Genomic DNA, 26431 nt, shown 5'->3' with positions numbered 1-26431 from the left:
CGAGAACGGCTTGATGCAGGTCGGTAAGCGCGAGACCGCTCGACCGTTCGCAGAAAGAGCAGCGTCACACGAGCGCGGTGAACCGGTCGACGAGGTCGTGGTGACCGAGCTGTTCGACCCACCAGCGTAATGCGCGCCCGGCTTCGTCGGCACGCCACGCGATATAGCAATGGGTCGTGTCGCGCATGCCGGCGACTTCCCGCGCGACAAGCCTGCCTTGCGCGATCGCGGGCGCCGCGATGCAGTCCGGGAGCGTACCCACCGCGAGTCCTTCGTATTGCGCGGCCAGTTTCGCAGCGAGCGTCGGCACCGCGAGATACGGTTGGCCAGCGTCAACCGCGACCGACTGCGGCGGAAGTTCACGGGACGTGTCGGAGATCACCGCGCCGCGATACTCGACGATCGACGCCATCGACAGCGGTTCGGGCAGCGCAGCGAGCGGATGGGTAGGGGCGACCGCGAACACGTGCCGGAGCATGCCAATGGGCTGCGCCACGATGTCCGGCAGTTCCGGCGGCTCGCCGGCCGCGCCGACGATCAGATCGGCCCGCCGCGAAATCAGCGCATCCCAGGTGCCGCCGAGCACGTCGGTGGAGAGTCGCAGTCGCGTGTCCATTTCAAGTTCGTAGAACGCGTGGACGTATGACCGTCATCCGACGTGCCGAGACACGCACGCATGCGCGCCGACGGTCGGGCCGCCGCCGCATTCGCTCGACATCTGCCTGTCACGTCGGTGTCGATTCGCGGCGCTTCACGGCAGCGTCGGCGTGTGCGCCGGGCAGCGCGCCGAACATGTGCTGGCTGCACTTCGCGTCGCGCCACGCGGTTCCCAGTCGGATGCCGTCGAACATCCGGCGCACCACGGGAAGAATCTGTTCGCCGGCCAGAATGCCAAGCAGGCCGGCCAGGGCGACGGCGGGCGGCGCCGGCGATTGCACGCCGATCAGCGCGTAAACGACGCCGGCGAGGATGCCGGCGAGAAGCGAAGCAATGTACGGTTTCATAGATGTGGAATGGAATGACGGCCGTTAAAAATACGGATAAATACCGGGCTGGCGTCGATCCGAAAGTCTTGGGCCAGCCTATCAGGTCTGCGTGTTCGTCGTTAGCGCATTCAATGAAATTCAGATCTTTTCAGCCTGAATTTCGACGGTGGTGAGAATCAGAACAATTAATTGGTGCGGTCGCAAGTTCGCGTATTGAATGATGCAGGCCGACTGTCGACGCATCCGACACAGCGCATTGGACGCCTCGCGGATTCGTCGGCCAGGCGAGCCTCATTTTTCTCCGCGTCAAAGGACATCACCATCATGAGCAATCCGAAGCTTGAAGTACTTACTCCGCACAACAGCCAGCTGATCTTCATCGACCAGCAGCCGCAGATGGCGTTCGGTGTGCAGTCGATCGATCGCCAGACGCTGAAGAACAACGTCGTCGGGCTCGCGAAGGCCGCGAAGGTCTTCAACATCCCCACCACGATCACGACGGTCGAAAGCGAGAGCTTCTCGGGCCACACCTATCCCGAACTGCTCGACGTGTTCCCGAACCAGAAGACGCTCGAACGCACGTCGATGAACTCGTGGGACGACCAGAAGGTGCGCGACGCGCTGGCCGCGAACGGCCGCAAGAAGGTGGTCGTGGCGGGCCTGTGGACCGAAGTCTGCAACACGACGTTCGCGCTGTGCGCGATGCTGGAAGGCGACTACGAGATCTACATGGTCGCCGACGCATCGGGCGGCACGACCCAGGCTGCGCACGACTTCGCGATGCAGCGCATGGTGCAGGCCGGCGTGGTGCCGGTCACGTGGCAGCAGGTCCTGCTCGAATGGCAGCGCGACTGGGCGCACCGCGAGACGTACGACGCGGTGATGGCGATCGCGAAGGAGCATTCGGGCGCATACGGGATGGGCGTGGACTACGCGTACACGATGCTCCACAAGGCACCGCAGCGCACCGCGACGCCGCACGAGTCGATTCCGGCCGTTCCGGCGAAGTAAGCGCAGACGGCCTGTAACGGCTGATGCCGGCGCGGCGGGTTCGATGCGAACGCGCCGCATTGGCGCCATTGCCGCGGGCGGCGGACGTGACCGAAACACGAATGCCGCCCGCGGCATGCTGGCCGGAACACTGCCCCTGCATTTGAAATTGTCCGGGAGATTTATTGCATGGAACCTTATCTGGTTTCCCTTGGTGCGGGCGTGCTGATCGGTGTGATTTACAGCGTCATCAAGGTTCGCTCTCCCGCACCGCCGCTGATTGCGCTGGTCGGGTTGCTCGGCATGCTGATCGGCGTGCAAGCCTTACCCACCGTCAAACAACTCTTTGGCTTCTGATCAACAAGAGGTGATGCATATGACCGCAACCGTGACCCAACCGGATCTGATCCTGCATAACGGACGATTCACGACGCTCGACCGCGCGAACCCCGTCGCGACGGCCGTCGCGATTGCCGCCGGGCGCTTCGTCGCCGTCGGCAGCGAAGCGGACGTGATGCCGCTCGCGGGCCGCGCGACAAAGGTGGTCGATCTCGGCGGCCGCGGCGTGCTGCCGGGTCTGATCGACAACCACTGCCACGTGATTCGTGGCGGACTGAACTACAACATGGAACTGCGCTGGGACGGCGTGCCGTCGCTTGCGCTCGCGATGGAGATGCTCAAGCAGCAGGTCGCGATCACGCCGGCGCCACAGTGGGTGCGCGTGGTCGGCGGCTTCACCGAACATCAGTTCGTGGAGAAACGGCTGCCGACGATCGCCGAACTCAATGCAGTCGCGCCCGATACGCCGGTGTTCATCCTGCACCTGTACGATCGCGCGTTGCTGAATGCGGCGGCGCTGCGTGTCGTCGGCTATACGAAGGACACGCCGGAGCCGCCGGGCGGCACGATCCTGCGCGATGCCGCAGGCAACCCGACCGGCCTGCTGCTTGCGAACCCGAACGCGACGATCCTCTACGCGACGCTCGCGAAGGGGCCGAAGCTGCCGTTCGAGTATCAGTACAACTCGACGCGCCATTTCATGCGCGAGCTGAACCGGCTGGGCGTGACGGGCGTGATCGACGCGGGCGGCGGTTCGCAGAATTATCCGGACGATTACGAAGTGATCCGCAAGCTGCACGACGCGGGCGAGATGACGATCCGGATCGCGTACAACCTGTTCACGCAGAAGCCGAACGCGGAGAAGGAAGACTTCGTGAACTGGACGAAGAGCGTCAAGTACCACGATGGAACCGACTACTTCCGCAATAACGGCGCCGGCGAGATGCTGGCGTTCTCGGCGGCCGACTTCGAAGACTTCCGCGTGGCGCGTCCGGACCTGCCCGCGCAGATGGAAGACGATCTCGAAGGCGTCGTGCGCGTGCTCGCGGAAAACCGTTGGCCGTGGCGCATGCACGCGACCTATGACGAAACCATCAGCCGCGCGCTGGACGTATTCGAGAAGGTCAACGAAGACATCCCGCTCGAAGGGCTGAACTGGTTCTTCGATCACGCGGAAACGATCACCGAGAAATCGATGGACCGAATCGCCGCGCTCGGCGGCGGTATCGCGGTGCAGCACCGGATGGCGTACCAGGGCGAATACTTCGTCGAGCGCTACGGCGCGCAAGCCGCCGAGGCGACGCCGCCTGTCGCGAAGATGCTCGCCAAGGGGCTCAAGGTGTCGGCCGGCACCGACGCGACCCGCGTCGCATCGTACAACCCGTGGGTGTCGCTTGCATGGCTCGTGACGGGCAAGACGGTCGGCGGCATGCGCATGTATCCGCAGCGCAACCTGCTCGATCGCGAAACCGCGCTGCGGATGTGGACCGAGTACGTGACGTGGTTCTCGAACGAGGACGGCAAGAAAGGACGCGTCGCGGTGGGGCAGCTTGCCGACCTGGTGGTCCCGGATCGCGATTTCTTCGCGTGCGCGGAGGACGATATCGCCGGCACGACCGCGTTGCTGACGGTGGTCGACGGCAAGATCGTGTGGGGCGCGGGGCCGTTCGCGTCGCACGATGCGCCGATTCCGCCGGCGATGCCGGACTGGTCGCCGGTGCGCGAGTTCGGGGGCTATGGCGGCTGGGGCGCGACGCAGCGCAACGGCGCGCCGCTGCAACGCGCGGCGGCCGCCGCGATGTGCGGCTGCGCGAATGAATGCAACGTTCACCAGCATGCGCACGCGAGCGCATGGGGCAGCGCGTTGCCGACGGCTGACGCGAAGGGCTTCTGGGGCGCGTTCGGGTGCTCGTGCTGGGCAGTCTGATATGGCGACGCATACGACTTACGACTCCCCGGCGTGGATCCGCGCGCTGCTGTCGCAGCCATGGGTGCTGCCGGTCGCGCGTCTGATCCTGGTGTCCGCGTATCTGATCGCGGGCGTGTACAAGCTGCTGGATTTCAATGCGGCCGCCGCGGAGCAGGCGCACTTCGGCCTGCACCCCGGGTCGGTATGGGCGGCGATGGCGATCGTGGTCGAGATCGGCGGGCCACTGTGCGTGTTGTCCCGGCGTTTCACGTGGCTCGGCGCAGGTGGCCTCGGTGTGCTGACACTCGTCGCGATGCTGGTGGCCGCCGACTTCTGGAACATGACGGGCACTGCGCGCTTCATGGCCCTCAACGCATTTTTCGAACATCTGGGACTAATCGGTGGGCTCGTCCTCGTCACCGTGCTCAACGATATGCGAAACCAGGCTGGCAGCGTTCCCGCAATTGGGTGACGTTGCGACGACCGCGCTGAAACGACGAGTCTGCTCCATCTCTCGACGAGCGGGAAGCTGCGCCCGTCCGGTTGCTGCGCACGCCGCCGCTCGCGGCGCGCGTGTTTCTCGCGTGTCGTCCAGGCCGCCCGGATGAGCGGCCTGCATCCAGCTGAATCCGAATCCGCGCGCGGCGCCGGGCCGCGCGCGTCACCATCAAGGAGAAAACCAATGAGTTCATTGAACCTGCGCAACCTGCTGCGCATCACCGCCGCATCGTCGGCCGTGCTCGCCGCGCTGCTGGTCGGCGCGCCGGCACTCGCCGACGAAACCCACCTCGACGACATCGCGTCGCCGGCCGCCGCGGCGCGCTTCCCTGCGATCGCGGTCGGCCCGCAATACGACACGACCCACGTGTGCGTCGCACCCGAAGACTTCGACCGCTTCACCGACAGCTTCGTCGCGACGTTCGGCGGCAAGAAGTCGAAGCAGGGCGTGTTCCAGGTCACGCCGACGCCGAGCCAGACGATGTCGCAGCTCGTGCTGACGCCGGTCGGCACGATCTCGGTGTTCGGTTTCAAGACGCCGATCCCGTATCCGTTCTGCGAGGAGCGCACCGGCTATCTCGTCACCGACATGGACGTCGCGGTGAAGTCGGCGCGCGCGCATGGCGCGGACATCGTCGTGACGACGTTCCCCGACCCGATCGGCCGGGATGCGATCGTCCGCTGGCCGGGCGGCGTGAACATGCAGCTGTACTGGCATACGCAGGCGCCGAACTACGACGCGCTGCAGACGGTGCCGGAGAACCGCGTCTACGTGTCGCCGGAAAGCGCGAGCAAGCTGGCGCGCAACTTCGTCGCGTTCTCGCACGGCAAGATCGTGTCCGACGTGCGCCATGCGCCGGGCATCGAGATCGGCCGGCCGAACGATACCTACCGCCGCATTCGCATCGAGTCGGGCTTCGGCAAGATGACCGTGCTCGCGACGGACGGCCAGCTGCCCTACCCGTTCGGGCGCGAGATGACCGGCTACGAAGTGGCCGATCTCGCCGCGACGCTGAAGCAGGCCGAAGCCGCGGGCGTGACCGTGCTCGTGCCGCCGTTCAAGTCGGACGGCCGCGACGCGGCGCTCGTGCAGTTCCCGGGCGGCTACGTCGCCGAAATCCACGCGCGGTCGAAATGACGGTGCGCCGGCCGATGAAGCGATCGTGGCGCGGCGCGCTGCCGTGCGTCGTGCTGGCGGGCGGCGCCGCGTTGCATGCGGGGTCGGCCGTCGGCGCCGATGCCGCTGCCGATGCCAATGTAGCGTCGGCCGGCGCGGCCGCGTCGCCGGCTGCCGCCGCCACGGCGTCGTGCACCGCGAAACGCCCGACGGTGTCGTTCAACCGCTGGCAGGAAGACTGGTCGGTGCTCGCGAATCCGTGCGTGCCGCGCAAGCCGTTCGACGCGCTGAAATACATACCGCTCGGCGACGATCCGTCGACCTACCTGTCGCTCGGCGCGAACCTGCGCGAGCGCTTCGAACTGAACAACGCGCCGCTGTTCGGCCTCGGCGCCGCGCATGACGACAATTACGTGATCCAGCGCGCGAACGTGCATGCGGACCTGCGCTATCGCGGGCACTTCCAGGCGTTCGTGCAGTTCGTCGATGCGCGGCCGTTCGGCAAGGACACGGTCGGCCCGGTCGACAAGGATCAGCTCGACCTCGAGCAGGCGTTCGTCGCGTACGTCGATCAACTGGGGCCCGGCACGTTCAAGACGCGGATCGGCCGGCAGGAGATGGCGTTCGACTTGCAGCGTTTCGTGTCGGTGCGCGACGGCCCGAACGTGCGGCAGGCATACGATGGACTGTGGACCGATTACGAAATCGGCAAATGGCGCTTGATCGGCTATGTGACGCGCCCGGTGCAGTATCGCAATGCGGCCGTGTTCGACGACGTGTCGAACCGGCACCTGCGATTCGACGGCGTGCGCGTCGAGCGCACCGGCACGGGGCCCGGCGATCTGTCCGCGTACTGGTCGCGCTATACGCGCGACAACGCGCGCTATCCGGATGCGTCCGGCACCGAACGGCGCGACGTGTTCGACATGCGTTACGCGGGCAAGGCCGACGGGTTCGACTGGGACGTCGAGGGGATGCTGCAGACCGGCCACGTCGGGCAGGACACGGTCGGCGCATGGGCGTTCGGCGCGCTGGGCGGCTACACGTTCGCGAAGACGCCCGGCACGCCGCGCATCGGCATCCAGGTCGACGGTGCGTCGGGCGACGCGCATCCGGGCGACCGGCGCGTCGGCACGTTCAACCCGATGTTTCCGAACGGCTATTACTTCACGCTCGCCGGTTATACCGGGTACAGCAACTTGATCCACGTGAAGCCGTCGCTGACGTTCAAGCCGACCAGCACCGTGACGGTACTGACCGCGCTTGGCTTCCAGTGGCGCCAGACCACGGCCGACTCGATCTATGGGCAGGGGATGTCGGCAGTGCCGGGCACGGCGGGCAAGGGTAGCGCGTGGACGGGGATGTACGCGCAGGCGCGCGTCGACTGGCTCGTGAACGCGAACCTCGCGCTCGCGCTCGAAGCCGTGCACTTCCAGCTCGGCTCGTCGATTCGCGCACTCGGCGCGCGCAATGCCGACTATGTCGGGATGGAAGCGAAGTTCGGCTGGTGACGCGTCGCCCCGCGCCGCACGTTTCAGGGCTGCGCGCGGGCGAGCGATTCGACGAAATCGATGAACGCGGTCACGCGTTTCGAGCCGCGCTGGTTCGGCAGGTACAGCGCGGTGATCACCGCGCGCGCCGAGCCCGGCGTCACGTCGTACGGGTCGAACAGCCGCTGCAGGCGGCCCGCTTCGATGTCCGCGTCGACCAGCCAGTCGGGCAGCAGCGCGATGCCGGCGCCGTCGAGCGCGGCCTCGCGCAGCACCTCGCTGTGATTCGATTTCAGCCGCCCGGTGACGACGACCTGCGTCGTGCGTTGCGCGCCGGCGAACGTCCACGCCTGCTGGTCGACGCCGAAATGAAAGCGCAGGCACGCGTGATCGACCAGCTCGCCCGGGGTCGCGGGCGTGCCGTGCGCGTCGAGGTAAGCGCGGCTCGCGACCACGTAGCGCCGGAACGTGCCGAGCGGCCGCGCGACGACTTCCGCGGTCGGGGCTGCGTCGCCGAGCCGGATCGCGACGTCGATCCGGGCGGACACGAGATCGACGCGTTCGTCGGTGAGCTGCAGGTCGAGATCGAGCTTCGGATGGCGCGCGACGAACGCGGCGACGTGCGGCGCGATGCGGCGCAGCCCGTAGGCGACCGGGACCGACACGCGCAGCGGGCCGGACGGCTCGTCGCCGCGGTCGGCCACCAGCGCGTCGGCATCGGCGAGCTCCCCGAGCACGCGTTTCGCCCGTGCATAGTAGACGGCGCCCGCGTCGGACAGCGTGACCTGCCGCGTCGTGCGGTTCAGCAGCACGGTGCCGAGCGACGCCTCGAGCGCGTCCACCGCGCGCACGACCGACGAAGCGGCGAGATCGAGCCGGCGTCCCGCGCTCGAGAAACCGCCGGCTTCCGCTACTTCGACGAATGCGCGCAGCGCGGAGAATTTGTCCATGGGGTTGCCTCGATGCGTGTCGCAACGTCGCGTTGCATGCGGTTCGCATTCTAGCGCCGGCCGGCGCGGCGGCCGCGCGCGCGTGCCGGGTCTTCAGGACAATTCAGGCGCCGCGCAGGATTTTCGCCGCGGCGCCCGATACGCTGGGTGACATCGCGTGTCGCGCGGGCCGTTCCGTTCGTGGCCGGGCGCGCGCACGGTTCATCACGGAGAACTAATGAAGAACATGTCCCGGCACGCGTGCGTTGCGCATGCGGCCCGTTTGCTGATCGTGGCCGGGTGCGCGGGCCTGTTGGCGCCCGCGGCGTTTGCGCAGGCCGGCGTGCAGCCCGACGCCCACGCCAATGCGCAGCCCGAAGCGCAATCCACGGCGCCAGCCCCTGCCGCGGGCCAGCAGCCCCCCGGCTTCTATCGACAGAAGATCGGCGACTTCACGGTGATCGCGCTGTCCGACGGCACCCATCCGTTTCCGGTCGACACGGTGTTTCGCGACATCTCGAAGGACGAGATCCGGCGCGACCTCGACCGCGCGTTCCTGGAGCCGCCGGTGCAAGGGTCGATCAACGCATTCCTGGTCGATACCGGATCGAAGCGGATTCTCGTCGATGCGGGTGCCGGCACGCTGTACGGCGACTGCTGCGGCAAGCTGCTCGACGACCTGCGCGCGGCCGGCTACGCACCCGGGCAGATCGACGAAGTGCTGCTCACGCACCTGCACAAGGACCATGTCGGCGGCATTGCGTCGAACGGCGCGATGACGTTTCCGAATGCCGTCGTGCGGGTGAACGCCGTCGAGGCCGCGTATTGGCTCGATCCCGCCAACAAGGCGCAAGCGCCGGCGTTCCTTGCGTCGTTCTTCGATGCGGCCGCCGCGGCGGTTGCGCCTTACGTCGCGGCCGGCCGCTTCAAGACGTTTCGCGGCGAAGCGACGCTCGCGCCCGGCATTCGCGCAGTGCCGATGCCCGGCCATACGCCGGGCCATACGGCCTATCTGATCGAGAGCGGCCATGCGGGCCTGCTCGCGTGGGGCGACATCGTGCACGTGGCGGCGATCCAGTTGCGCGACGTGAACGCGACGGTGCAGTACGACAGCGATGCCGGCACCGCCCGCCGCACGCGGCGGGACACGCTGAAGCGCGTCGCCGATCGACGCTATCTCGTCGGTGCCGCGCATATCGCGTTTCCCGGGCTCGGCCACTTGCGCCGGGACGGCGCGCAATACGACTGGGTGCCGGTGAACTATGACGCGACGCCGGTGCGGTGACGGCCCGGCGTGCGCCCCTGCCGCCGATCAGCGCGACCGTGCGCGCCGCCACGCGCCGGGCGGATGACCGACGATCCGCGCGAAGACGCGGTTCAGATGGCTCTGGTCGGCGAAGCCGCACGCGACCGCGATGTCGGCCAGCGTCATGTCGGACGTCTCGATCAGGTCGCGCGCGCGCATCACGCGCTGTTCGAGCAGCCACTGGTGCGGCGTGCGGCCGGTGGTGCGCGAGAACGCGCGGATGAAATAACCGCGCGACAGATCGCATTCGTTCGCCACTTCCTCGATCGATACGCCGAGGTCCGCCTTTTCCATCAACAGTTCCTGGGCGAGCGCCACCTTCGCGGGAGACAGCACGCCCTTGCGCTCGAGTTCGCGCGTGCGCGCGTTGCCGTAGCGGCGCACCAGATGCGTGCCCATCGCGAGCCCGATCTGCTCGATGAACAGCGCGTTCAGCGGGCCGCCCGCGTCGAGACTGTCGGCTACCGCGTGCGCGAGATGGCCGAGGACCGGATCGCGTACGTCGGGGCGGCACGTGAGGCCGCCGATCGCCTGGCCGCCGTGCTCGGGGCCGACGCGTTCGAGATACGCATGCGGCAGCTCGACCAGCACGAAGTCGAAGTTGCCGTACAGGTCCGCGTGGAAATGGCGCGAGAAGTCGCGAATGTAGATCGAGTGATGCTGGAACCGGCGCTCGCTCGCGCCGGCGCGCCCATAGAGCGTGCGGCGGTGGCCGCCGTTCAGCGACACGCCGACCAGGAAGCCGCGATCGCACGCGGGCATCTCGATGCGTTCGACGTGCGCTTCGCGCATGCATTTGCGGTGCAGCTTCAGGCCGCCGGATGTCGTTTCGACATCCTTCGCCAGCAGGCTCGACACGCAGCCGAGCGTGTCTTTCGGCCGCCGTGGAGGCGATGCCACCGGCGCGGCGATGACGGAGTCTGACATGGAATTCCCCAGCGAGGGACTCGGAGCGTGAAACGACGAGTCCAGTTTAGATGCGCACGCGAACGTTCAAAATGAATTTGCATAAACGTCCGCTCGTCATCCTGACAAATTGCTTTCAATGCGTGCGTGCGGTGACTGCGTGTCCCGGCGCAACGCCTGCGCGAGCGGCCCGGCAGAGTATAGCGCCCCACTTTTACACGCAAGTGATCGTGCCGGTCGCGTTCGCCCGGAATGCGCGGGCAGCGCATTTTCCTTCAAGATTTTCTGCGACTGTCCGTCTACACTCGGTCCGGAATTCGATATTTTCCGTCCGGTGCAACGGTGCGCCGGACGTGGACTTCCTGCCGGGTGAACTGCCGCGTTCATCCGGCAGTCATCCCGAGGGACCGGAGGCGGCCATGATCCAGATCGGAACTTTGTCGGTGGATTTCGAGCAACGCGACATTCGCCGTCACGGCGCGTCGCTGCGCATCGGCGCGCGCGCGCTCGACATTCTCGAAGTCCTGCACCGCGCGAGCGGGTCGGTCGTGTCGAAAGACGACATCATGGATGCGGTCTGGCCGGGCCTGATCGTCGAGGAAAACCGGCTTCAGGTGCATGTGGCGACGCTGCGCAAGGCGCTCGGCGCGAGCCGCGATCTGATCAAGACGGTGCCCGGCCGCGGCTACCTGCTGGTGGCGAGCGCGTCGTCCGGCCCGGACCTCGTGTCCGCGGCCGAGGCGCCGGCCGTCGAGCCACCGCCGGCCGTCGACGCACCGCCCGATGCCTCCGTGTCGTCGCTGCTCGCGCCGCTCGTCGGGCGCGACGCCGAACTCGCGCAGATCGTCGACATGCTCGAACGCACGCCGGTCGTCACGCTCGTCGGCGCGGGCGGCATCGGCAAGACGAGTCTTGCCGTGCGCGTCGCGCACGGCGTGCGCAGCCGTTCGCTCGAGCGCGTGCTGTTCGTGGAGCTGGCGCGCGCGTCGACGCGCGACGACATGCTGATCGCACTCGCCACCGAGCTCGGCCTCGATACGCAGGGCGTGCCGGCCATCGAGCGCATCGGCGACGCGTTCGCGACGTCGCGCTGCCTGCTCGTGCTCGACAACGCGGAGCACATCGTCGATCTGGTGGCGAGCCTCGTCGAAACGCTGACGTCGAGCGCCGGCTCGCTGCGCGTGCTCGTGACGAGCCGCGAGCCGCTGCACATCTCGGCCGAAGCGGTGCTGCGCATGAGCCCGCTCGCTGTGCCGGACGGCAACGCGTCCGTCGACGAAATCGTCCGCTGTTCGGCCGTCGAGCTGTTCCTGGAGCGCGTGCGCGCGGCCGCGCCGGATTGCGCGATCGACGAAGCCGGCGTGCGGCTGATCGGCGACATCTGCCGGCGCCTGGACGGGCTGCCGCTCGCGATCGAGCTGGCCGCGGCGCGCGTGGCGACGCTCGGGCTCGCGGTCGTCGCATCGCGCCTCGACGACCGGCTGAACCTGCTGACGGGCGGGCTGCGCTCGGCGCTGCCGCGTCATCAGACGCTGCGAGCGACGTTCGACTGGAGCTACGTGCTGCTCGATCGGCCCGCGCGCGCGCTGTTTCGACGGATGGGGTGCTTCATCGGGCCGTTTTCGTTCGACGCCGCGTACGCGGTCGCCACCGAGCCGGGCACGTCGGCCGCGGACATGATCGCGGTGCTCGGCGAGCTGGTGGCGAAATCGCTGGTGACCGTCGAGTTTCATGGTGCGTATGCGCGCTACCGGCTGACCGAATCGACGCGCGCGTACGCGCTCGAAAAACTGCACAACGAAGGCGAGTTCGAGCGCATCGTCGCGCGCCACGCGGAGTACGAGCGCGAGCGTGCGCCCGTGCGTCTCGTGGCGCCCGCGGCGCTTGCCGACGCGCCGCCCGCCGATGCGCCCGCGCCGGCCGTGGACGAACCGGCGGACGCCGCCGAGGCTGCAGGCGTGCCCGAGCCCGACCGGCTGGCGCGCGCGCTGCTGGAGCCGTCGCGGATGCGCGCATGCACGGCGCGTGCGCGCGAGGTGCTCGATGAACTCGACACCGGCGCCGCGGGCCCGGTCGACGCCGCGCGCGAGATGCGGCTGCGGGCGGCCTGCGCGTCGGCGCTGCTGCATACCGACGGCGACGCACTGGCCGCGGCCGCGATGTGGGACCGCACGCTCGGTCTCGCCACGCACATCGGCGACGATGCGTTCGACGCGCGCGCGCTGGTCGGGCTGTGGAACACGATGCTGACGCTGTCGGACATTCACGAATCGCTGCGCTACGCGACGCGCTTCGAGCGGGCGGCCGAGCGGCGCGGCGACCGCTCGCAGCGGTTGCTGGCGAACACGATGGTCGCGACGTCGCTGCATTACTTCGGCGAGCACGCGCAGGCGCGCGAGCGGCTGGAAGCGGCGACGGCCGAGCTCGCCGACGCGGGCGAGCCGCCGTGCGCGCAGGCCGCGCTGGGCGTCGACATGGCGACGCTCGGGCGCACGATGCTGATTCGTCTTCTGTGGATGCAAGGCGAGCCCGAGCACGCGATGCGCGTCGCCGCGCAAGCGGTCGAGCATGCGCATCGCAGCCCGTCGCCGCTCACGCTGTGCATCGTGCTCGGTGCGGCCGCCGTGCCGATCGCGCTGCGCTACGGCGATCACGACATCACCTCCGACTATCTCGCGACGCTGCGCGCGACCGCCGACGCGCACGGTTTCGACATCTGGCGCAGTCACGCGGAATGCCTGACCGGCCAGTTCGACATCCAGGCCGGCCATCCCGGCGCCGGCCTCGCCCGGCTCGAACCGGCGCTGCGGCGCGTCGAGGCGAGCGGATTCCGGCGCGTGCTCGCGCCGTTGACCGTCGCGTACGCGGAAGGCCTCGTGCGGACCGGCCGCGCGGATGAAGCGTGCACCCGGCTCGATGCGACGCTCGCCCGCTGCCGCGCGCACGGCGAGCACCTGTTCGTCCCCGAACTGCTGCGCGTAAGAGGCGTCGCGATGCTCGAGCAGGCGCGCACCGTCGGCGCGGATCTCGCCGTCGCGTACGAGGCGGACGGACATCGTCATCTGCAGATGGCGATCCAGACCGCGAACGCGCAGGGCGCCGCGATGTGGGCGCTGCGCGGCTCGCTCGATCTCGCCGATCACCTGATCGAGCGCGGGCACACCGCGCAAGCGTCGGCGCTGGTCGCCGGGGTCGCGCGGCACTTCGATCCGCATTCGCGCGCGCACGACGTGCGCCGCTTGCTGCGCGTGCAGAACTTCGTTCGTCAGGATGCGCCGCTCGCGCCATGCCTGACGCGCACGCGACGCGATGCCGCCGACGCGGCGCAGCAGGCGGCATAACGATGCGCGCGTCGGGTGCAGCCGCGCGGCCGCGCGATCGCAGCCTGCGTGCCGATGCGCGCGGCGCGGCCGCTTTCCAGGCAGCGGCGAGACGCAGGGCGCGCCGCGCGGCGTCGCGCGCAGGCGCGCACGGGAGGCCCGACGGTGCTTAGAGCGACGGAACCCGCGCGTTCGGCGGACCTCGTCGTGTTCAACGGCAAGATCGCGACCCAGGACGAACAGCGCTCGTTCGTCCGTGCGCTCGCCGTGAAGGACGGGACCATCGTCGCGACCGGCGACGATCGCGACGTGCTGCGCCATGCGCACGACGGCACGACCTGCATCGACCTGAACGGCCGCACCGTGATTCCGGGCCTGATCGACGCGCACCTGCAGGCGATCCGCGGCGGAATGAATTTCAACCTCGAGGTGCGCTGGGACGGCGTGCCGTCGCTGGCCGACGCGCTCGACCTGCTGCGCCGGCAAGTGCGACGAACGCCCGCGCCGCACTGGGCGCGCGTGGCGGGCGGCTGGACCGCGCTGCAGTTCGCGGAAAAGCGCGGCCCGACGGCGGCCGAACTCAACGAGATCGCGCCCGACACGCCGGTATTCATCCAGCATCTGGGCGACTGCGCGTGGCTGAATGCGGCCGCGCTGCGCGCGCTCGGCTACGGGCGCGACACGCCCGATCCGCCCGGCGGCGAACTGCGGCGCGACCGCCATGGGCGGCCGACCGGGCTGCTGCTCGCGCGAGCGGACCCGGCGGTGCTGTTCGCGGCGCTCGCACGCGCGCCGATGCTCGATGCGGCCGACCGGGTCAACTCGACGCGGCAGTTCATGCGCGCGCTGAACCGCGTCGGCGTGACGAGCGCGATCGACGCCGGCGGCGACGGCCTCGCATATCCGGACGACTATGCGGCGGTCGCGACGCTCGCGCGGCGCGGCGAATTGACGACGCGCATCGCCTATGCGCTGGGCGCGCGGCACGCCGGCCGGGAGCTCGACGACTTCGCGAAATGGATCGAGCTGACGGCGCCCGGCGACGGCGACGCGTTCCTGCGCGCGAGCGGCGCGGGCGCGCGGCTGCTGTGCTCGGCGGTCGATCTCGGGAATTTTCTCGAACCGCGCGTCGACCTGCCCGCGTCGATCGAGGCGGAACTGGCGGCCATCGTCCGGCTGCTCGTGCACCACCGCTGGCCGTTCCGGTTGCATGCGACCTACGACGAATCGATCGGCCGCTTCCTCGACGTGTTCGAAGCGGTGGATCGCGACACGCCGTTCGGCGGGCTGCGCTGGTGCTTCGACCGCTGCGAGACGATTTCGGATGCCAATATCGCGCGGGTCGCGGCGCTGGGCGGCGGCATCACCGTGCAGCCGCGCATGGCGTTCCAGGGCGAAGCCTTCATCGCGCGCCATGGTGCGACGGCGGCCACGCGCGCGCCGCCGATCCGCGCGATGCTCGCGGCCGGGCTACCGGTCGGCGCGGGTTCCGGTGCGACGGGCGCGGCGAGCTACAACCCGTTCGTCGCGCTGTACTGGATGGTGTCGGGGCGCTCCGTCGGCGGCACCGCGCTGTATCCGGCGCGCAACCGGCTCGGCCGGATGGAGGCGCTGCGCCGCTACACGGTCGGCAGCGCGTGGTTCTCCGCGGACGAGCATCGCAAGGGCGCGCTGGTGCCCGGCCGGTACGCCGATTTCGCGGTGCTGAGCGACGACTACTTCACGGTCGACGCGCGGCGCATCCCGGCGTTGTCGTCGGTGCTGACGGTCGTCGACGGCAAGGTCGTGCACGCGGAACAGGAATTCGCGCCGCTTGCGCCGCCGCCGCCGCCCGTCAGCCCCGCATGGTCGCCGGTCGCCGCAGGTGGCGTCGACGATGCGGCGGGCGCCGACGCGGCGAGCATCGATGCGTGCCGTGCGCGCGGTCACGGACGCCGCTTCGCGCGGCCGCGCTATCCGACCGCAAGTGCGGCCGCCGAACGCTGCGAAGCCTTCGGCCGTTGCTGCGTCGCGTTTTGAGCGGTGCGTGCCGGTGCGCGCCGCGCTGCACGTCGGGCGCCGCCGGGCATTGAACGATTTTCCGCCCCGGCTACGGGGCATGAAGGAGACAGAATGAATGTTGCGCACCCGCGCACATCGGCCACCGGCGACGAAGTGGCCGGCGTTCGCATTCCGCGCACGCCCGTTGCGGTCGAGGCAGCCGACGCGGCCCGCGCGTCGTTGCCCGCCGCGCTCGCCGATCATGCGGCGCGCGTGTTCGTGTTCGCGTCGCTCGCCGCGCGGCGTGCAGGCGACGCGTGCGACGCCGACGCACTGTACGTCGCCGCGATGTACGCGAACATGGGGTTGAGCCCGGCGTACTGCCGTTCGACCGAACGCTACGAGCTCGACGGGGCGGATGCCGCGCATGCGTTGCTGCTGCGGCATCGCCGGTCGCGGCGCATGCGCGACGACGTGTGGCATGCGATCGCACTGCATACGACGCCGGCGGTGGCCGCCCGCGCGTCGCCGCTCGCGCGCGCGTTGGCAGGTGCGGTGTCGACGGACCTGATGGCGACCGACTTCGACGCCTATACCGCCGACGAGCGCACGGCGCTGCTCGCGACTTACCCGCGCGGCAGCGGTTTTAGCGAAGCGTTTCTCGACATGGTCGCGCGCGGCGTCGCGCATCGGCCGCAGTCGACGTTCGGCACGTGGAGCGCGGACGTGCTCGAACGCGCGGATCCGGATTTTCATCGGCCGAATTTCTGCGGGCGCGTGCTGGGCGCGCGGTGGAACGACACGTGACGGCGCCGGTCCGGCGTGCGGCAGCCGGACGTACGACCGGCTGCGTCGCGACACCGAGCCCGGCACGCGAACCTTGCACGCCGCATGCGTGGGTCACGCGTGCGATTGCGCCGCGTCGTGCCGCGCATAGTCGACGTAGCCGGCGCGGTCGCCGCCGTACCAGCCGGCGGCCTTCGGTTCCGCGAGCGGCGCGCGGGCCGCGATGCGCTCGACGAGATCCGGGTTCGCGATATACGCGCGCGCAAACGCGACCAGATCGGCGTCGCCCGCGTCGATCAGCGCGTTCGCCGCATCGGGTGAGATGCCGCCGTTGACGATCAGCGTGCCGTGGAACGACCGGCGCGCGTGATCGACGATGCGCGGCAGATCGGGTTCGCCGCTCCAGCCGTTGGTATCGGCCGCGTGCAGATAGGCGACGCCCGCTGCGTCGAGCATCCGGCCGACGTACGCGAGTGTCGCGTCCGGATCGGCGTCGCGCACGTTGTTGTATTTCGCGTACGGCGAGATGCGCACGCCGACGCGGCTCAACGGCATCACGCCGCCCACCGCATCGACGATTTCCTCGAGAAAGCGCGCGCGGTTCGCGACCGAGCCGCCGTAGCGATCGTCGCGGCGGTTCAGCGTCGACGACAGGAACTGGTGCGGCAGGTAGCCGTTGGCGGCGTGGATCTCGACGCCGTCGAAGCCCGCGGCCATCGCGCGCGCGGCCGCCTGCCGGAATTCGTCGACGGTCGCGACGACTTCATCGGTCGTCATCGCGCGCGACGGCGTCGCGTGAATCTTCGTGTAGTAGCCGTTCTGCAGCTGCGCCCACACCTGCAACTGTTCGAGGTCGTCGTTCACGCCGGACGGCGACAGCGGCGCGGCGCCGCCGAGCAGCGTCAGCGAGCTGACGCGGCCGCCATGCCACAGCTGCGCGAAGATGCGCCCGCCGTTCGCGTGGACGGCATCGGTGACGATCTTCCAGCCGGCGGCCTGGGCATCGTCGACCAGCCCCGGCGTTAGCTCGAATGCCGCGGAGGCTCGGCTGACGTTGGTAGCTTCGGTCACGATCAGGCCGGCCGACGCGCGCTGCGCGTAGTACTCGGCCATCAGTTCGGTGGGCAGGCCGCGCAACGGCGCGCGCGAGCGCGTCATCGGCCCCATCACGACGCGGTTCGGCAGCGCGAGGCCGCGCAGATCGTAGGCACTGAGCAGGGAAGACATGATGGACTCCTTTCCTTTGAAGAAGGGCGGGGCAACGACGCGCCCCGCGAACGGATCGGTTTGACGAAGGGGCGGCGGGTCAACCCGCGGCGTGACGTTGCGCGTGCGGCCGCCCGACGAGCAGGTAGTGCGCGAGCGCGACGATCGGGAATGCGCCGGCCACCGCCGCGACGAGCGGCCAGCCGCCATGCGCGTACAGCGGGCTCGCGAGCGCAGAGCCGACGGCGCCGCCGACGAAGATGCTCGTCATGTACAGCGCGTTCAGCCGGTTGCGGCTGGCCGCATGCAACGCGTAGATCTCGCGCTGGCCGAGCACCATGTTCATCTGCACCGCGAAGTCGAGCACGATGCCGGTGACGACGAGCCCGTACAGGCCGGTGCCGTGCACGAACCCGACCGCATACGCCAGCGCGCCGGCGACGAGCGCGATCAGCGTCGCGCGCACCGTATGGCCGGCGTCCGCGAGGCGCCCGGCCACCGGCGCCGACGTCGCGCCGATCGCGCCGACCAGCGCGAACAGGCCGATCGCCGATTGCGACAACCCGTAGTGACGGGTCAGCTCGACGGGCACGGCGGTCCAGAACAGGCTGAACGACGCGAACATCAGGCCCTGGTAGAGCGCGCGGTGGCGCAGGACCGGCATCGTGCGAACGAGGTGCAGCAGCGAGCCGATCAGTTCGAAATAGGTCGCGCGGTGATCGGGCTGGCGCGACGGAATCGTCAACGCGAGCACGACCGTGACGAGCGTCATCAGCACGGCCGCCGCCGCGAACACGAAGCGCCAGCCGAACGCGTCGGCCACGACGCTCGACAGCGGCCGCGCCAGCAGGATGCCGAGCAGCAGCCCGCTCATGATCGTGCCGACCACCCGGCCGCGCGAATGGTCCGGCGCGAGGTGCGCGGCGAGCGGCACGAGGATCTGCACGGCCACCGAGCTGAAGCCGATCAGCAGCGAAATCGCGAGAAAGAGCCCGGGCGTGCGCACGAGCGCCGCCGCCGCGAGGCTCGCGATCGACACGACGGCCGTCACGATCATCAGCTTGCGGTTTTCGAGCAGGTCACCGAGCGGCACGATGAAGAACAGGCCGAGCGCGTAGCCGATCTGCGTCAGCGACACGATCAGGCTCGCCGTGTTGCCGGACATGTGCAGGCCCGGCGCGATGAGCTCGGTGATCGGCTGCGCGTAGTACAGGTTCGCGACGATCGCGCCGCAGCTGAAGGCGAACAGCAGGATCAGCCCCTGCGTGAGTTTGACGCCGTGCGCGGGCGGCGCGAGCGGTGTTGAATCCGTTGACATGGTCGACTCCTGGAAAAGAGAAAGGCCGGACACCGAAGCGTCGCGCCGGCATTGAACTCGCCCGGCCGCGCTACGGTGCATCGCATTGCCGCCAATACTATTGATCAATCGATAAAGCCGGAAGCGAGACGCCGCGCAATCGAGCGTTGCGCGGCACGCAAAGGTGCCGCGCCGTGTGGGGTTCAGCCGCGCTTGCCCTGCAGCGTCGGAATCTGTTCGAACAGGCCCGCGAGCCAGTCGACGAACACCTTCAGCTTGACCGGGATGTGGCGATTGGGCGGATACAGCACCGAGATCGGCTTGGGCGGCGCGTTGAAACCGGTCAGTACCTCGCGCAGCCGGCCCGACTTCAGGTACGGCTCGACGAGGTACAGCGACGTCTTGATCAGGCCGATGCCGGCGACGCCGCACTCGATGTAGTTGTCCGCGTCGTTGACGGCCACCGTGCCGCACATCTGCACGATGCGCGGCTCGCCGTCGACGACGTAGTCCCACACGCGCGGCCGCCCGGTGTCGGCCGAGATGTGGCTGACCGCCAGGTGCTGCGCGAGATCGTCGACGGTCGCGGGCTCGCCGCACCGCGCCAAATACGCGGGCGAGCCGCAGGTGCAGGTGGTCAGGCTGCCGATCCGCCGCGCGATCATCCCCGAATCGTCGAGCGCGCCGATGCGCACCACGCAGTCGACGCCTTCGCCGACGAGGTCGATCTGCCGGTCGGTCACGCCGAGTTCGATCATGATGCCCGGATGGGCGTCGAGAAACGCCGGCAGCGCGGGCACCACGACCTGCTTCGCCATTGCCGGCGGCAGGTTCACCTTCAGCCGGCCGCGCGGCACGTTGCGGGCCTGCGACACCGACGCCTCCATGTCGTCGATCTCGCGCAGCACCGCGACGGAACGTTCGTAGTAGGCCTGACCGTCCTCGGTCAGCGAGATCCGGCGCGTGGTGCGATTCAGCAGCCGGCAGCCGAGATGCTGCTCGAGTGCGCTCAGCAGCGCGGACACGCGCGGCGTGGTGAGGCCGGTCGTGTCGGATGCACGCGTGAAGCTGCCGGTTTCGACGATGCGCGTGAACACGCGCATCGAAAGCAAGGTATCCATCGTCGGAAGTTCTCCAGCCTGTCGGCTCGCCGCGCCGGTACGTATCGGCGCTGTCTTGTCCAATATCGGGTATCGCCCGCCGGGCGAACCGCTAAGCGTCGATGCGCTTTCTCAGCGCGTCGCCGGCAAACGGCATTTCGCGCATGCGCTGGCCGGTCGCGTCGAAGATCGCGTTGGCCAGCGCGCCGGCGGTCGGGCCCATCGACGCCTCGGCCGCGCCGAGAAACGGCGCGCCGGGGCGATTGACCAGATGGACCTTCACGTTCTGCGGCACGGCCGAGAAGCGCAGGATCGGGTAGCTGCTCCAGTCGAAGCTGCGAATCCGCTCGGTGTCGTACTTCAGCGCCTCGTACAGCGTCCAGCTCGCGGCCTGCACGATGCCGCCCTCGATCTGGTTGCGGATCCCGTCCGGCGACACGATCTGGCCCGCGTCGACGGCGGCTTCCGCGTGTTCGAGCGTCACCTGGCCGGTTTCCGGCACGACCGACACCTCGACCGCGATCGCGACGTAGGCCATCAGGTTCTTGTACTTGCCGAACGCAAAGCCCACGCCGCGGTTGCGCGCACGCGGCGACCGCGGCCAGCCGAAGTGCGTCGCGGCGAGCTTGATCACCTGGCGCGCGCGATGGTCTTCCATGTGACGCAGCCGGAATTCGACCGGATCGATGCCGGCCGCATGCGCGAGCTCGTCCATGAAGCTTTCGATCGCCCAGACGTTGGTGTGCGCGCCGAGCGAGCGCATCGCGGACGTCTGCAGCGGCATCGTCGGCGAGAAGTTGTTGACGATGTGCTGGTTCGGCAGCGCATACAGCGGGATCGCGTTGCGGTCGCCGCCGCCCTCGGGCTGCAGCATCGGCGTCGACGGTGCGGGCACGAACGGCGGCTCCAGCATGCGCGCGGGCAGCAGCCGGCCGGCGTTGACGATCCGCTCGTTGTGCGAGCTGCTCCACAGCGCATAGTTCCAGTCGACGATGCGGCCGCTCGCATCGAGCGATGCGCTGACCTCGGTCACCATCGCCGGCGTGAAGTGATCCCACGTGTGTTCCTGTTCGCGCATCCATTGCACGCGAATCGGCTTGCCGGGCATCGCGGCCGCGATCAGCGCCGCGTGCGCGGCCGCGTCGTCCGCCGCGTTGTGTCCGTAGCAGCCCGACCCTTCGGTGTGAATGCAGCGCACGCTCGTCTTCGGCATCGACAGCATCTCGGCGAGCGCGTCGCGCAGCGGGTAGACGCCCTGCGAGTGGGTCCACACCGTCATCGTCCCGTTCTCGAGATGCGCAACCGAACACGACGGTCCGATCGACCCGTGCAGCAGGTAATTCTTCAGGAACGTCGCGTTCAGCGTCTTCGTGGCCGGCGCGGTGGCCGCATGCGTGTTCGCGATCTCGATGCGCTGCGTCGAGATCCGCTTCAGGTCCGCGTGCACGGTGCTGCGCTCGGGCAGCTTGCGGCCCGGCGACCAGCGGCAGCCGGCCGCGAGCGCGCGCTGCGCGACCACCGCTTGCCACTCGCCCTGCGCGACCACCGCGAGCATGCTGCCGTTGCGCACGATCCGCACGACGCCCGGCAGCTTCAGGATCGCGGCTTCGTCGAACGACAGCAGCTTCGCGTCGTACACCGGCGGCATCACGACGCGCGCGTGCAGCATGCCGGGCAGCTGCATGTCCTGCACGTAGCTGACGCCGCCCGTGACCTTGTTCGGGATGTCGACGCGCGGCAGCGACGTGCCGATCACGGCGAACGTGGCCGGGTTCTTCAGCGGCGACGTGGGCGCCGCATTGCGGTGCAGGTCGACCGTGCGGATCGCGTCGCCGTAGGTCATCGTGCGGCCGTCGGGCGCCGTGATCACCGCGTCGGCGGTCGTCAGCGTGCGCGGGTCGACGCCGAAGCGTTTCGCCGCGCCTTCCACCAGCAGCGCGCGCACCTGCGCGGTCGCGTTCAGCAGTGCGGAGCCGCTGTCCGCCATCGTATGGCTGCCGGCGGTCAGCCCTTCGTCCGGCGACGCGCCGGTGTCGGCGGTCAGGAACGTGATCAGCGACGGCTTCATGTCGAGTTCCTCGGCGGCCACCTGCAGCAGCGCGGTGCGCACACCGGTGCCGAGCTCGACCTTGCCGGTGAACACGGTGACCTTGCCGTCGGGCGCGATCTTGACCCATGCATCGAGCAGCGGATTGGTCTTCAGGCTGCCGGCCAGCGTCTGCGTGGCTTTCGCCACGTGCACGGCCGCGCCTTCGTCGGCGATCACCAGCTGCGCGGCCGCGCGCGACGCAGGCGCGAGACTGAACGCGACGAACAGCGCGCCGGAGACGATGAAGTGCCGGCGGCCTTCGTCGATGTCGTCGTGGGAATTCATCACAGCCCCTTGCTGATCGTGACGGGAGCGGAAGCGGGTTCGGGGGCCGGCAGCCCCGCGACCGAGCGCACCGCCGCGAGAATCCGCATGTGCGTGCCGCAACGGCACAGGTTCGGTTCCATGTGCGTGCGCAGTTCCTGTTCGGTCGGCTTCGGGTTGCGTTCGAGCAGCGCCTGCGCGCGCATGATCATCCCGGCGATGCAGTAGCCGCACTGCGCCGCCTGATGCTCGATGAACGCGCGTTGCAGCGGGCCCGGATGCTCGGCGGTGCCGAGGCTCTCGATGGTGCGCACGCTGCGCGCGCCGACCGCGGCCACCGGCATCAGGCACGAGAAGGTCGGCTTGCCGTCGACGATCACGGTGCAGGCGCCGCATTGTCCGAGGCCGCAGCCGAACTTCGCGCCATGCAGGTGCAGGTCGTTGCGCAGCGCGTACAGCAGCGGCGTGGACGGATCGATGTCCAGCGTGTGCCGCACGCCGTTGACGGTGAGGGTGATCATCGTACGGTGTCCTCTTTTCTGAGCTTCGCGGCCATCGCGTCGACGCCCGACCAGGCGGGACGATCGGTATAGGTCTCGCGCACGTACGCGGCGAGATCGGCGATCTGCGCGTCGTCGTACTGGTCGATGAATGAAGGCATGTAGTTCAGCGTGTCCTCGCCGTGCCAGCCGATCCCGTTGAACATCATCTGGATCGCGTTGCGCGGCGTATCGGCATTGACCGCCGTGCTGAACGAAAGCGTCGGCCGTTCGCCGATCGACTGCATCGGCGCGGCCGGCCCGTGGCACTGTGCGCACGACGCCTGGAACAGCGTCGCGCCGCGCTGCGCGGCCGGCGTCGTCGCGGCGCGTTCGACCGGATTCGCAGCCGCACGCGCGTTCGCCGGCTTCTGGATCGACAGGATGTACGCGGCGATCGCTTCGACGTCCTCGACCGGCACTGTCGCGAGGTCTCGCGTGACCGGCAGCATCGGGCCGGCCGCCGCGCCGTGCTCGCTCGCACGGCCTGTGCGCAGGTAGGTGACGAGCTGCGCCTGCGTCCATGGCCGCGCGGCACCGGCGAGCGTATTGAGCGGCGGCGCTTCCCAGCCGTCGACGATGCCGCCGTCGAACGCGCGGCCGCGTTGCTCGCCGCCGATCGCGTTCAGCGGCGAATGGCACGACGCGCAGTGGCCGAGCCCGTCGACGAGCATCCTGCCGCGGTTCCATTGCGCGGACTGCGCGGGGTCGGCTTGGTACGCGCCTTCGCGCAGGAACAGCACGTTCCAGAACGCCACCAGCGGCCGGAAGTTCAGCGGAAATATCAGGTCGTTGGCGGGCGACGTCGCGTGTACCGGCTCGCGGGTCATCAGGTACGCGTAGGCGGCGGCGATGTCGTCGTCCGACATCCGCGTGAAATGAATGTACGGAAACGCCGGGTAGAGCGGCTGCCCGTTGCGTCCGATACCGGTGCGCAGCGCACGGGCGAATGCGTCGCGCGACCAGCGGCCGATGCCCGTTTCGGCGTCCGGCGTGATGTTGGTCGCATAGATCGTGCCGAACGGCGTCGCGAGCGGCAGCCCGCCCGCGAACGGCTTGCCGTCCTTCGCGGTGTGACACACGATGCAGTCGCCGAGTGCGACGACGCGCGCGCCGGCGCGCACCAGTTGCGGATCGAACGAAGCAGGAGCGGGCGGATCGATCGGCGCGATCGACGGCCGCACCATGATGCCGATCGCGACCGCGATGCCGACGACCGCGATGCCGGCCGCGCCGAACCAGAGTCGTTTGTGCTTCATGCGCGCTCCACGCGACGCGGTGCGCCGCAAGTCATGCGATGCGTGGCAACACCGGACGATGCGTGTCGGCCGTGCGTGGTCGTCCGATGCGGCCGCGACCGTCTTGCCGCGCGGCGGTGATTGGCGACGGGGATCATTTTGTCACTCCAGCAGTCGATAACGAGTGCAAGCGCGGTCCTGCGCGGCAGCTCATGAACGCAGTCTACGCAGCGGCCGCGATCATTGCCTGAAGCGGCGCTGAAACGTTCTGAACGGTGTCCGGCGCCGGATCGGCCGGGGTTCGGCGCCGCAGACGGATGACGGACGCGCACCGTCGCGGCCGCCCCGCGCGTCGCGTCACGACGGAATCTCGCCGGCGACGACTTCGTCCGCGTAGCACCAGATCCAGCGCTCGCCGGGCTCGATCGAGCGGACGAGCCGGTGGCCGGTTTCGCGGAAATGCCGGCTCGCGTGGCGATTCGGCGACGAGTCGCAGCAGCCGACGTGCCCGCAGACCAGGCACATCCGCAAATGCACCCAGCGGCTGCCCGATTTGACGCATTCCTCGCAGTAGTCCTTGTCGGTGTCGAACACGCGTGCTTCGTCGAGATGCGTACAGGCGTTGGCCATCTTGCGCTCCGATGCCGGCGCGGGGGTGATGCTTGCGGCGGGGCCGGCGCGAGGCCGCAAGCGGGACGGATACGCGGCATTGTGCAGCGTTGCGTCGCGGTCGGACCTTAATTGTCATGAAGCGGCCCGCGCGGCGCGCGTCGGCGGCGTACAGTCGCGATGCGTCCGGCCGCAGCACCGGCCGGGCCGCATTCGACATCGACATCATCGGGAGGCGCTCATGGATCAACCGCAACACGTGCGGATCGTCGGCCTGCCGCGCAGCCGGGACGCGTACGCGATCCGCGATTTCCTGCAGCGGCGCATGATTGCGTACGACTGGTGCGAGCTGACATCCGACGCCGACTGCGCGCAGGCGCTCGGTATCGCGCCGCTGCGCGACATCCGGCTGCCGGTCGTGATCTTTCCGGACGGTTCGCGCCTGTACCAGCCGACCCTGGCCGAGATCGCCGCGCGGCTCGGCTGGATTGCGCGCCCGCGTTTCGTCGAATACGACGTGTCGATCTACGGCGCGGGGCCGGCCGGATTGTCGGCGGCGGTCTACGCGGCGTCCGAAGGGCTGCGCGCGGTCGTGATCGAGCGCGGCGCGGTAGGCGGGCAGGCCGGCACGAGTTCGCTGATCGAGAACTACATGGGGTTTCCCGACGGCATCCCGGGCGCGGAGCTCGCGGAACGCGCGCGCGAGCAGGCGGTGAAGTTCGGCGTCGAACTGCTGACGATGCGCGAGGGCGTGCATGCGACGTTCGTCGACGGCAAGATCCGCGTCGAACTCGCCGACGGGTCGATCCTGGTCGCGCGCGCGAACATCTGCGCGACCGGCATCGAATATCGCAGTCTCGGGCTGCCGGAGGAACCGGCGTTTCTCAACGCTGGGCTGTTCTACGGCGCCGGGTCGAGCGAAGCGCCGATGTGCGCGGGCGAGCAGGTCTTCATCGTCGGCGGCGGCAATTCGGCCGGCCAGGCCGCGATGAATTTCTCGCGGCATGCGCGTCAGGTGACGATGCTCGTGCGCGGCGCGTCGCTCGCCGACACGCTGTCGCGCTACCTGATCGACCGGATCGAGCGGACGCCGAACATCGAGGTCCGCTACCGGTCCAGCGTCGCCGCCCTGCACGGCGACGGCTGGCTCGACGCGATCGAGCTTTGCTCGGCGGACGGCACGCGCGAACGGCTGCCGGCCACGCGCCTGTTCGTGTGCATCGGCGGCGCACCGAACACCGACTGGGCGAAGGACACCGACATCATCCGCAATCCGGGCGGCTATCTCGTGACCGGCGGCGACCTGTACGACTGCCCGGCGTTCGAGCACGTGTGGCCGCTCGAGCGTCGGCCGTACCATCTGGAAACCAGCGTGCCGGGATCGTTCGCGGCCGGCGACGTGCGATCGGGGTCGGTCAAGCGCGTCGCGTCGGCGGTCGGCGAAGGCGCGATGGCCGTGACCTTCGTGCACCGGTTTCTCGGCGAGGACGCGCACCGGCTCGCGGCTGCGTGACGCGGGGCGCGGGCGCGGTT

21 protein-coding genes and 1 pseudogene are annotated in these 26431 nt (G+C 69.1%); 11 read left to right on the top strand and 11 right to left on the bottom strand.

Translation table 11 applies throughout. The features are described 5' to 3' along the window. Positions 1-64: 64 nt before the first annotated feature. Both HWW87_RS25585 and HWW87_RS25580 read right to left on the bottom strand, forming a co-directional pair. A pseudogene (locus HWW87_RS25585) lies at positions 65-643 on the bottom strand (LysR substrate-binding domain-containing protein); the annotation flags it as partial. Between the two features lie 82 nt (positions 644-725). Next, positions 726-1004, bottom strand: coding sequence for a XapX domain-containing protein (locus tag HWW87_RS25580; RefSeq protein ID WP_174432204.1), 279 nt, complete (start codon positions 1002-1004; stop codon positions 726-728). A 306-nt stretch (positions 1005-1310) separates the two neighbouring features. Between HWW87_RS25580 and HWW87_RS25575 the strand changes: the two genes are divergently transcribed. The 6 genes from HWW87_RS25575 to HWW87_RS25550 all read left to right on the top strand — a co-directional run bounded on the left by HWW87_RS25575 (position 1311) and on the right by HWW87_RS25550 (position 7350). Then, positions 1311-1997, top strand: coding sequence for a hydrolase (locus HWW87_RS25575; RefSeq protein WP_175822633.1), 687 nt, complete (start codon positions 1311-1313; stop codon positions 1995-1997). Positions 1998-2165: 168 nt separating this feature from the next. Then, entirely contained in the window at positions 2166-2333 is a 168-nt protein-coding gene (locus HWW87_RS25570) for a DUF1427 family protein (protein WP_175822632.1), read from the top strand. Positions 2334-2352: 19 nt separating this feature from the next. After that, positions 2353-4242 (top strand): amidohydrolase, encoded by a 1890-nt coding sequence (locus HWW87_RS25565; protein WP_175822631.1) that lies wholly within the window; start codon positions 2353-2355, stop codon positions 4240-4242. Between the two features lies 1 nt (position 4243). Further along, entirely contained in the window at positions 4244-4696 is a 453-nt protein-coding gene (locus HWW87_RS25560; RefSeq protein WP_175822630.1) for a DoxX family protein, read from the top strand. A 210-nt stretch (positions 4697-4906) separates the two neighbouring features. After that, on the top strand, positions 4907-5860 hold the full coding sequence (locus HWW87_RS25555) for a glyoxalase (protein WP_175822629.1): 954 nt from the start codon (positions 4907-4909) through the stop codon (positions 5858-5860). Positions 5861-5874: 14 nt separating this feature from the next. Next, positions 5875-7350, top strand: coding sequence for an alginate export family protein (locus HWW87_RS25550; protein ID WP_175822628.1), 1476 nt, complete (start codon positions 5875-5877; stop codon positions 7348-7350). A gap of 23 nt (positions 7351-7373) precedes the next feature. Here HWW87_RS25550 and HWW87_RS25545 read toward each other — a convergent pair whose 3' ends face one another. Next, the gene (locus tag HWW87_RS25545) at positions 7374-8279 is read right to left on the bottom strand and encodes a LysR family transcriptional regulator (protein ID WP_175822627.1); all 906 of its coding nucleotides are present in this window, start codon (positions 8277-8279) and stop codon (positions 7374-7376) included. A gap of 217 nt (positions 8280-8496) precedes the next feature. Here HWW87_RS25545 and HWW87_RS25540 point away from each other — a divergent pair, with 217 nt between their 5' ends. After that, positions 8497-9543: an MBL fold metallo-hydrolase gene (locus HWW87_RS25540; protein WP_175822626.1), complete on the top strand. Its 1047-nt coding sequence runs from the start codon at positions 8497-8499 to the stop codon at positions 9541-9543. Between the two features lie 27 nt (positions 9544-9570). Here the strand turns inward: HWW87_RS25540 and HWW87_RS25535 are convergent, their stop codons facing one another. Next, positions 9571-10491: an AraC family transcriptional regulator gene (locus HWW87_RS25535; RefSeq protein WP_175822625.1), complete on the bottom strand. Its 921-nt coding sequence runs from the start codon at positions 10489-10491 to the stop codon at positions 9571-9573. A 398-nt stretch (positions 10492-10889) separates the two neighbouring features. On the opposite strand from HWW87_RS25535, the gene HWW87_RS25530 reads away from it, so the two are divergent. The 3 genes from HWW87_RS25530 to HWW87_RS25520 all read left to right on the top strand — a co-directional run bounded on the left by HWW87_RS25530 (position 10890) and on the right by HWW87_RS25520 (position 16577). Then, complete coding sequence (locus HWW87_RS25530; protein ID WP_175822624.1) at positions 10890-13811, top strand: winged helix-turn-helix domain-containing protein; 2922 nt, start codon at positions 10890-10892, stop codon at positions 13809-13811. A gap of 144 nt (positions 13812-13955) precedes the next feature. Continuing rightward, positions 13956-15809 carry an amidohydrolase gene (locus HWW87_RS25525; RefSeq protein ID WP_175822623.1) on the top strand — a complete coding sequence of 618 codons (1854 nt, stop codon included), beginning with the start codon at positions 13956-13958 and terminating at the stop codon, positions 15807-15809. A gap of 93 nt (positions 15810-15902) precedes the next feature. Beyond that, positions 15903-16577: a phosphohydrolase gene (locus HWW87_RS25520; protein ID WP_175822622.1), complete on the top strand. Its 675-nt coding sequence runs from the start codon at positions 15903-15905 to the stop codon at positions 16575-16577. 93 nt (positions 16578-16670) lie between these two features. Here the strand turns inward: HWW87_RS25520 and HWW87_RS25515 are convergent, their stop codons facing one another. From HWW87_RS25515 to HWW87_RS25485, 7 genes are all read right to left on the bottom strand, one after another. Continuing rightward, positions 16671-17783 (bottom strand): alkene reductase, encoded by a 1113-nt coding sequence (locus HWW87_RS25515; protein ID WP_175822621.1) that lies wholly within the window; start codon positions 17781-17783, stop codon positions 16671-16673. Between the two features lie 79 nt (positions 17784-17862). Further along, positions 17863-19080, bottom strand: coding sequence for an MFS transporter (locus HWW87_RS25510; RefSeq protein ID WP_175822620.1), 1218 nt, complete (start codon positions 19078-19080; stop codon positions 17863-17865). A gap of 182 nt (positions 19081-19262) precedes the next feature. Beyond that, positions 19263-20180 carry a LysR family transcriptional regulator gene (locus HWW87_RS25505; protein WP_175822619.1) on the bottom strand — a complete coding sequence of 306 codons (918 nt, stop codon included), beginning with the start codon at positions 20178-20180 and terminating at the stop codon, positions 19263-19265. 91 nt (positions 20181-20271) lie between these two features. Next, positions 20272-22533, bottom strand: coding sequence for a molybdopterin cofactor-binding domain-containing protein (locus HWW87_RS25500; RefSeq protein ID WP_175822618.1), 2262 nt, complete (start codon positions 22531-22533; stop codon positions 20272-20274). Continuing rightward, positions 22533-23033 (bottom strand): (2Fe-2S)-binding protein, encoded by a 501-nt coding sequence (locus HWW87_RS25495; RefSeq protein WP_006498476.1) that lies wholly within the window; start codon positions 23031-23033, stop codon positions 22533-22535. Before HWW87_RS25495 ends, HWW87_RS25500 begins: the two co-directional genes overlap by 1 nt. Continuing rightward, complete coding sequence (locus HWW87_RS25490; protein WP_175822617.1) at positions 23030-24310, bottom strand: cytochrome c; 1281 nt, start codon at positions 24308-24310, stop codon at positions 23030-23032. The genes HWW87_RS25495 and HWW87_RS25490 overlap by 4 nt, the downstream gene beginning before the upstream one ends. Positions 24311-24646: 336 nt before the next feature. Then, positions 24647-24919, bottom strand: coding sequence for a UBP-type zinc finger domain-containing protein (locus HWW87_RS25485; RefSeq protein ID WP_174433151.1), 273 nt, complete (start codon positions 24917-24919; stop codon positions 24647-24649). Positions 24920-25139: 220 nt separating this feature from the next. Between HWW87_RS25485 and HWW87_RS25480 the strand changes: the two genes are divergently transcribed. Next, positions 25140-26411: an NAD(P)/FAD-dependent oxidoreductase gene (locus tag HWW87_RS25480; RefSeq protein WP_175822616.1), complete on the top strand. Its 1272-nt coding sequence runs from the start codon at positions 25140-25142 to the stop codon at positions 26409-26411. The last annotated feature ends 20 nt before the right edge of the window (positions 26412-26431 follow it).

Origin of the sequence: Burkholderia sp. BCC0419 (genome assembly GCF_902830285.1) — a bacterium.
Classification (GTDB): Bacteria; Pseudomonadota; Gammaproteobacteria; order Burkholderiales; family Burkholderiaceae; genus Burkholderia.
The sequence above is the reverse complement of the archived record's forward strand: the minus strand, read 5'-3'. Positions and strand labels throughout refer to the sequence as shown.

Coding starts and splice junctions, on each gene's coding strand:
- HWW87_RS25580 (WP_174432204.1), bottom strand. CDS start 1,004: ATGAAACCGTACATTGCTTCGCTTCTCGCCGGCATCCTCGCCGGCGTC.
- HWW87_RS25575 (WP_175822633.1), top strand. CDS start 1,311: ATGAGCAATCCGAAGCTTGAAGTACTTACTCCGCACAACAGCCAGCTG.
- HWW87_RS25570 (WP_175822632.1), top strand. CDS start 2,166: ATGGAACCTTATCTGGTTTCCCTTGGTGCGGGCGTGCTGATCGGTGTG.
- HWW87_RS25565 (WP_175822631.1), top strand. CDS start 2,353: ATGACCGCAACCGTGACCCAACCGGATCTGATCCTGCATAACGGACGA.
- HWW87_RS25560 (WP_175822630.1), top strand. CDS start 4,244: ATGGCGACGCATACGACTTACGACTCCCCGGCGTGGATCCGCGCGCTG.
- HWW87_RS25555 (WP_175822629.1), top strand. CDS start 4,907: ATGAGTTCATTGAACCTGCGCAACCTGCTGCGCATCACCGCCGCATCG.
- HWW87_RS25550 (WP_175822628.1), top strand. CDS start 5,875: ATGAAGCGATCGTGGCGCGGCGCGCTGCCGTGCGTCGTGCTGGCGGGC.
- HWW87_RS25545 (WP_175822627.1), bottom strand. CDS start 8,279: ATGGACAAATTCTCCGCGCTGCGCGCATTCGTCGAAGTAGCGGAAGCC.
- HWW87_RS25540 (WP_175822626.1), top strand. CDS start 8,497: ATGAAGAACATGTCCCGGCACGCGTGCGTTGCGCATGCGGCCCGTTTG.
- HWW87_RS25535 (WP_175822625.1), bottom strand. CDS start 10,491: ATGTCAGACTCCGTCATCGCCGCGCCGGTGGCATCGCCTCCACGGCGG.
- HWW87_RS25530 (WP_175822624.1), top strand. CDS start 10,890: ATGATCCAGATCGGAACTTTGTCGGTGGATTTCGAGCAACGCGACATT.
- HWW87_RS25520 (WP_175822622.1), top strand. CDS start 15,903: ATGAATGTTGCGCACCCGCGCACATCGGCCACCGGCGACGAAGTGGCC.
- HWW87_RS25515 (WP_175822621.1), bottom strand. CDS start 17,783: ATGTCTTCCCTGCTCAGTGCCTACGATCTGCGCGGCCTCGCGCTGCCG.
- HWW87_RS25510 (WP_175822620.1), bottom strand. CDS start 19,080: ATGTCAACGGATTCAACACCGCTCGCGCCGCCCGCGCACGGCGTCAAA.
- HWW87_RS25505 (WP_175822619.1), bottom strand. CDS start 20,180: ATGGATACCTTGCTTTCGATGCGCGTGTTCACGCGCATCGTCGAAACC.
- HWW87_RS25500 (WP_175822618.1), bottom strand. CDS start 22,533: ATGAATTCCCACGACGACATCGACGAAGGCCGCCGGCACTTCATCGTC.
- HWW87_RS25495 (WP_006498476.1), bottom strand. CDS start 23,033: ATGATCACCCTCACCGTCAACGGCGTGCGGCACACGCTGGACATCGAT.
- HWW87_RS25490 (WP_175822617.1), bottom strand. CDS start 24,310: ATGAAGCACAAACGACTCTGGTTCGGCGCGGCCGGCATCGCGGTCGTC.
- HWW87_RS25485 (WP_174433151.1), bottom strand. CDS start 24,919: ATGGCCAACGCCTGTACGCATCTCGACGAAGCACGCGTGTTCGACACC.
- HWW87_RS25480 (WP_175822616.1), top strand. CDS start 25,140: ATGGATCAACCGCAACACGTGCGGATCGTCGGCCTGCCGCGCAGCCGG.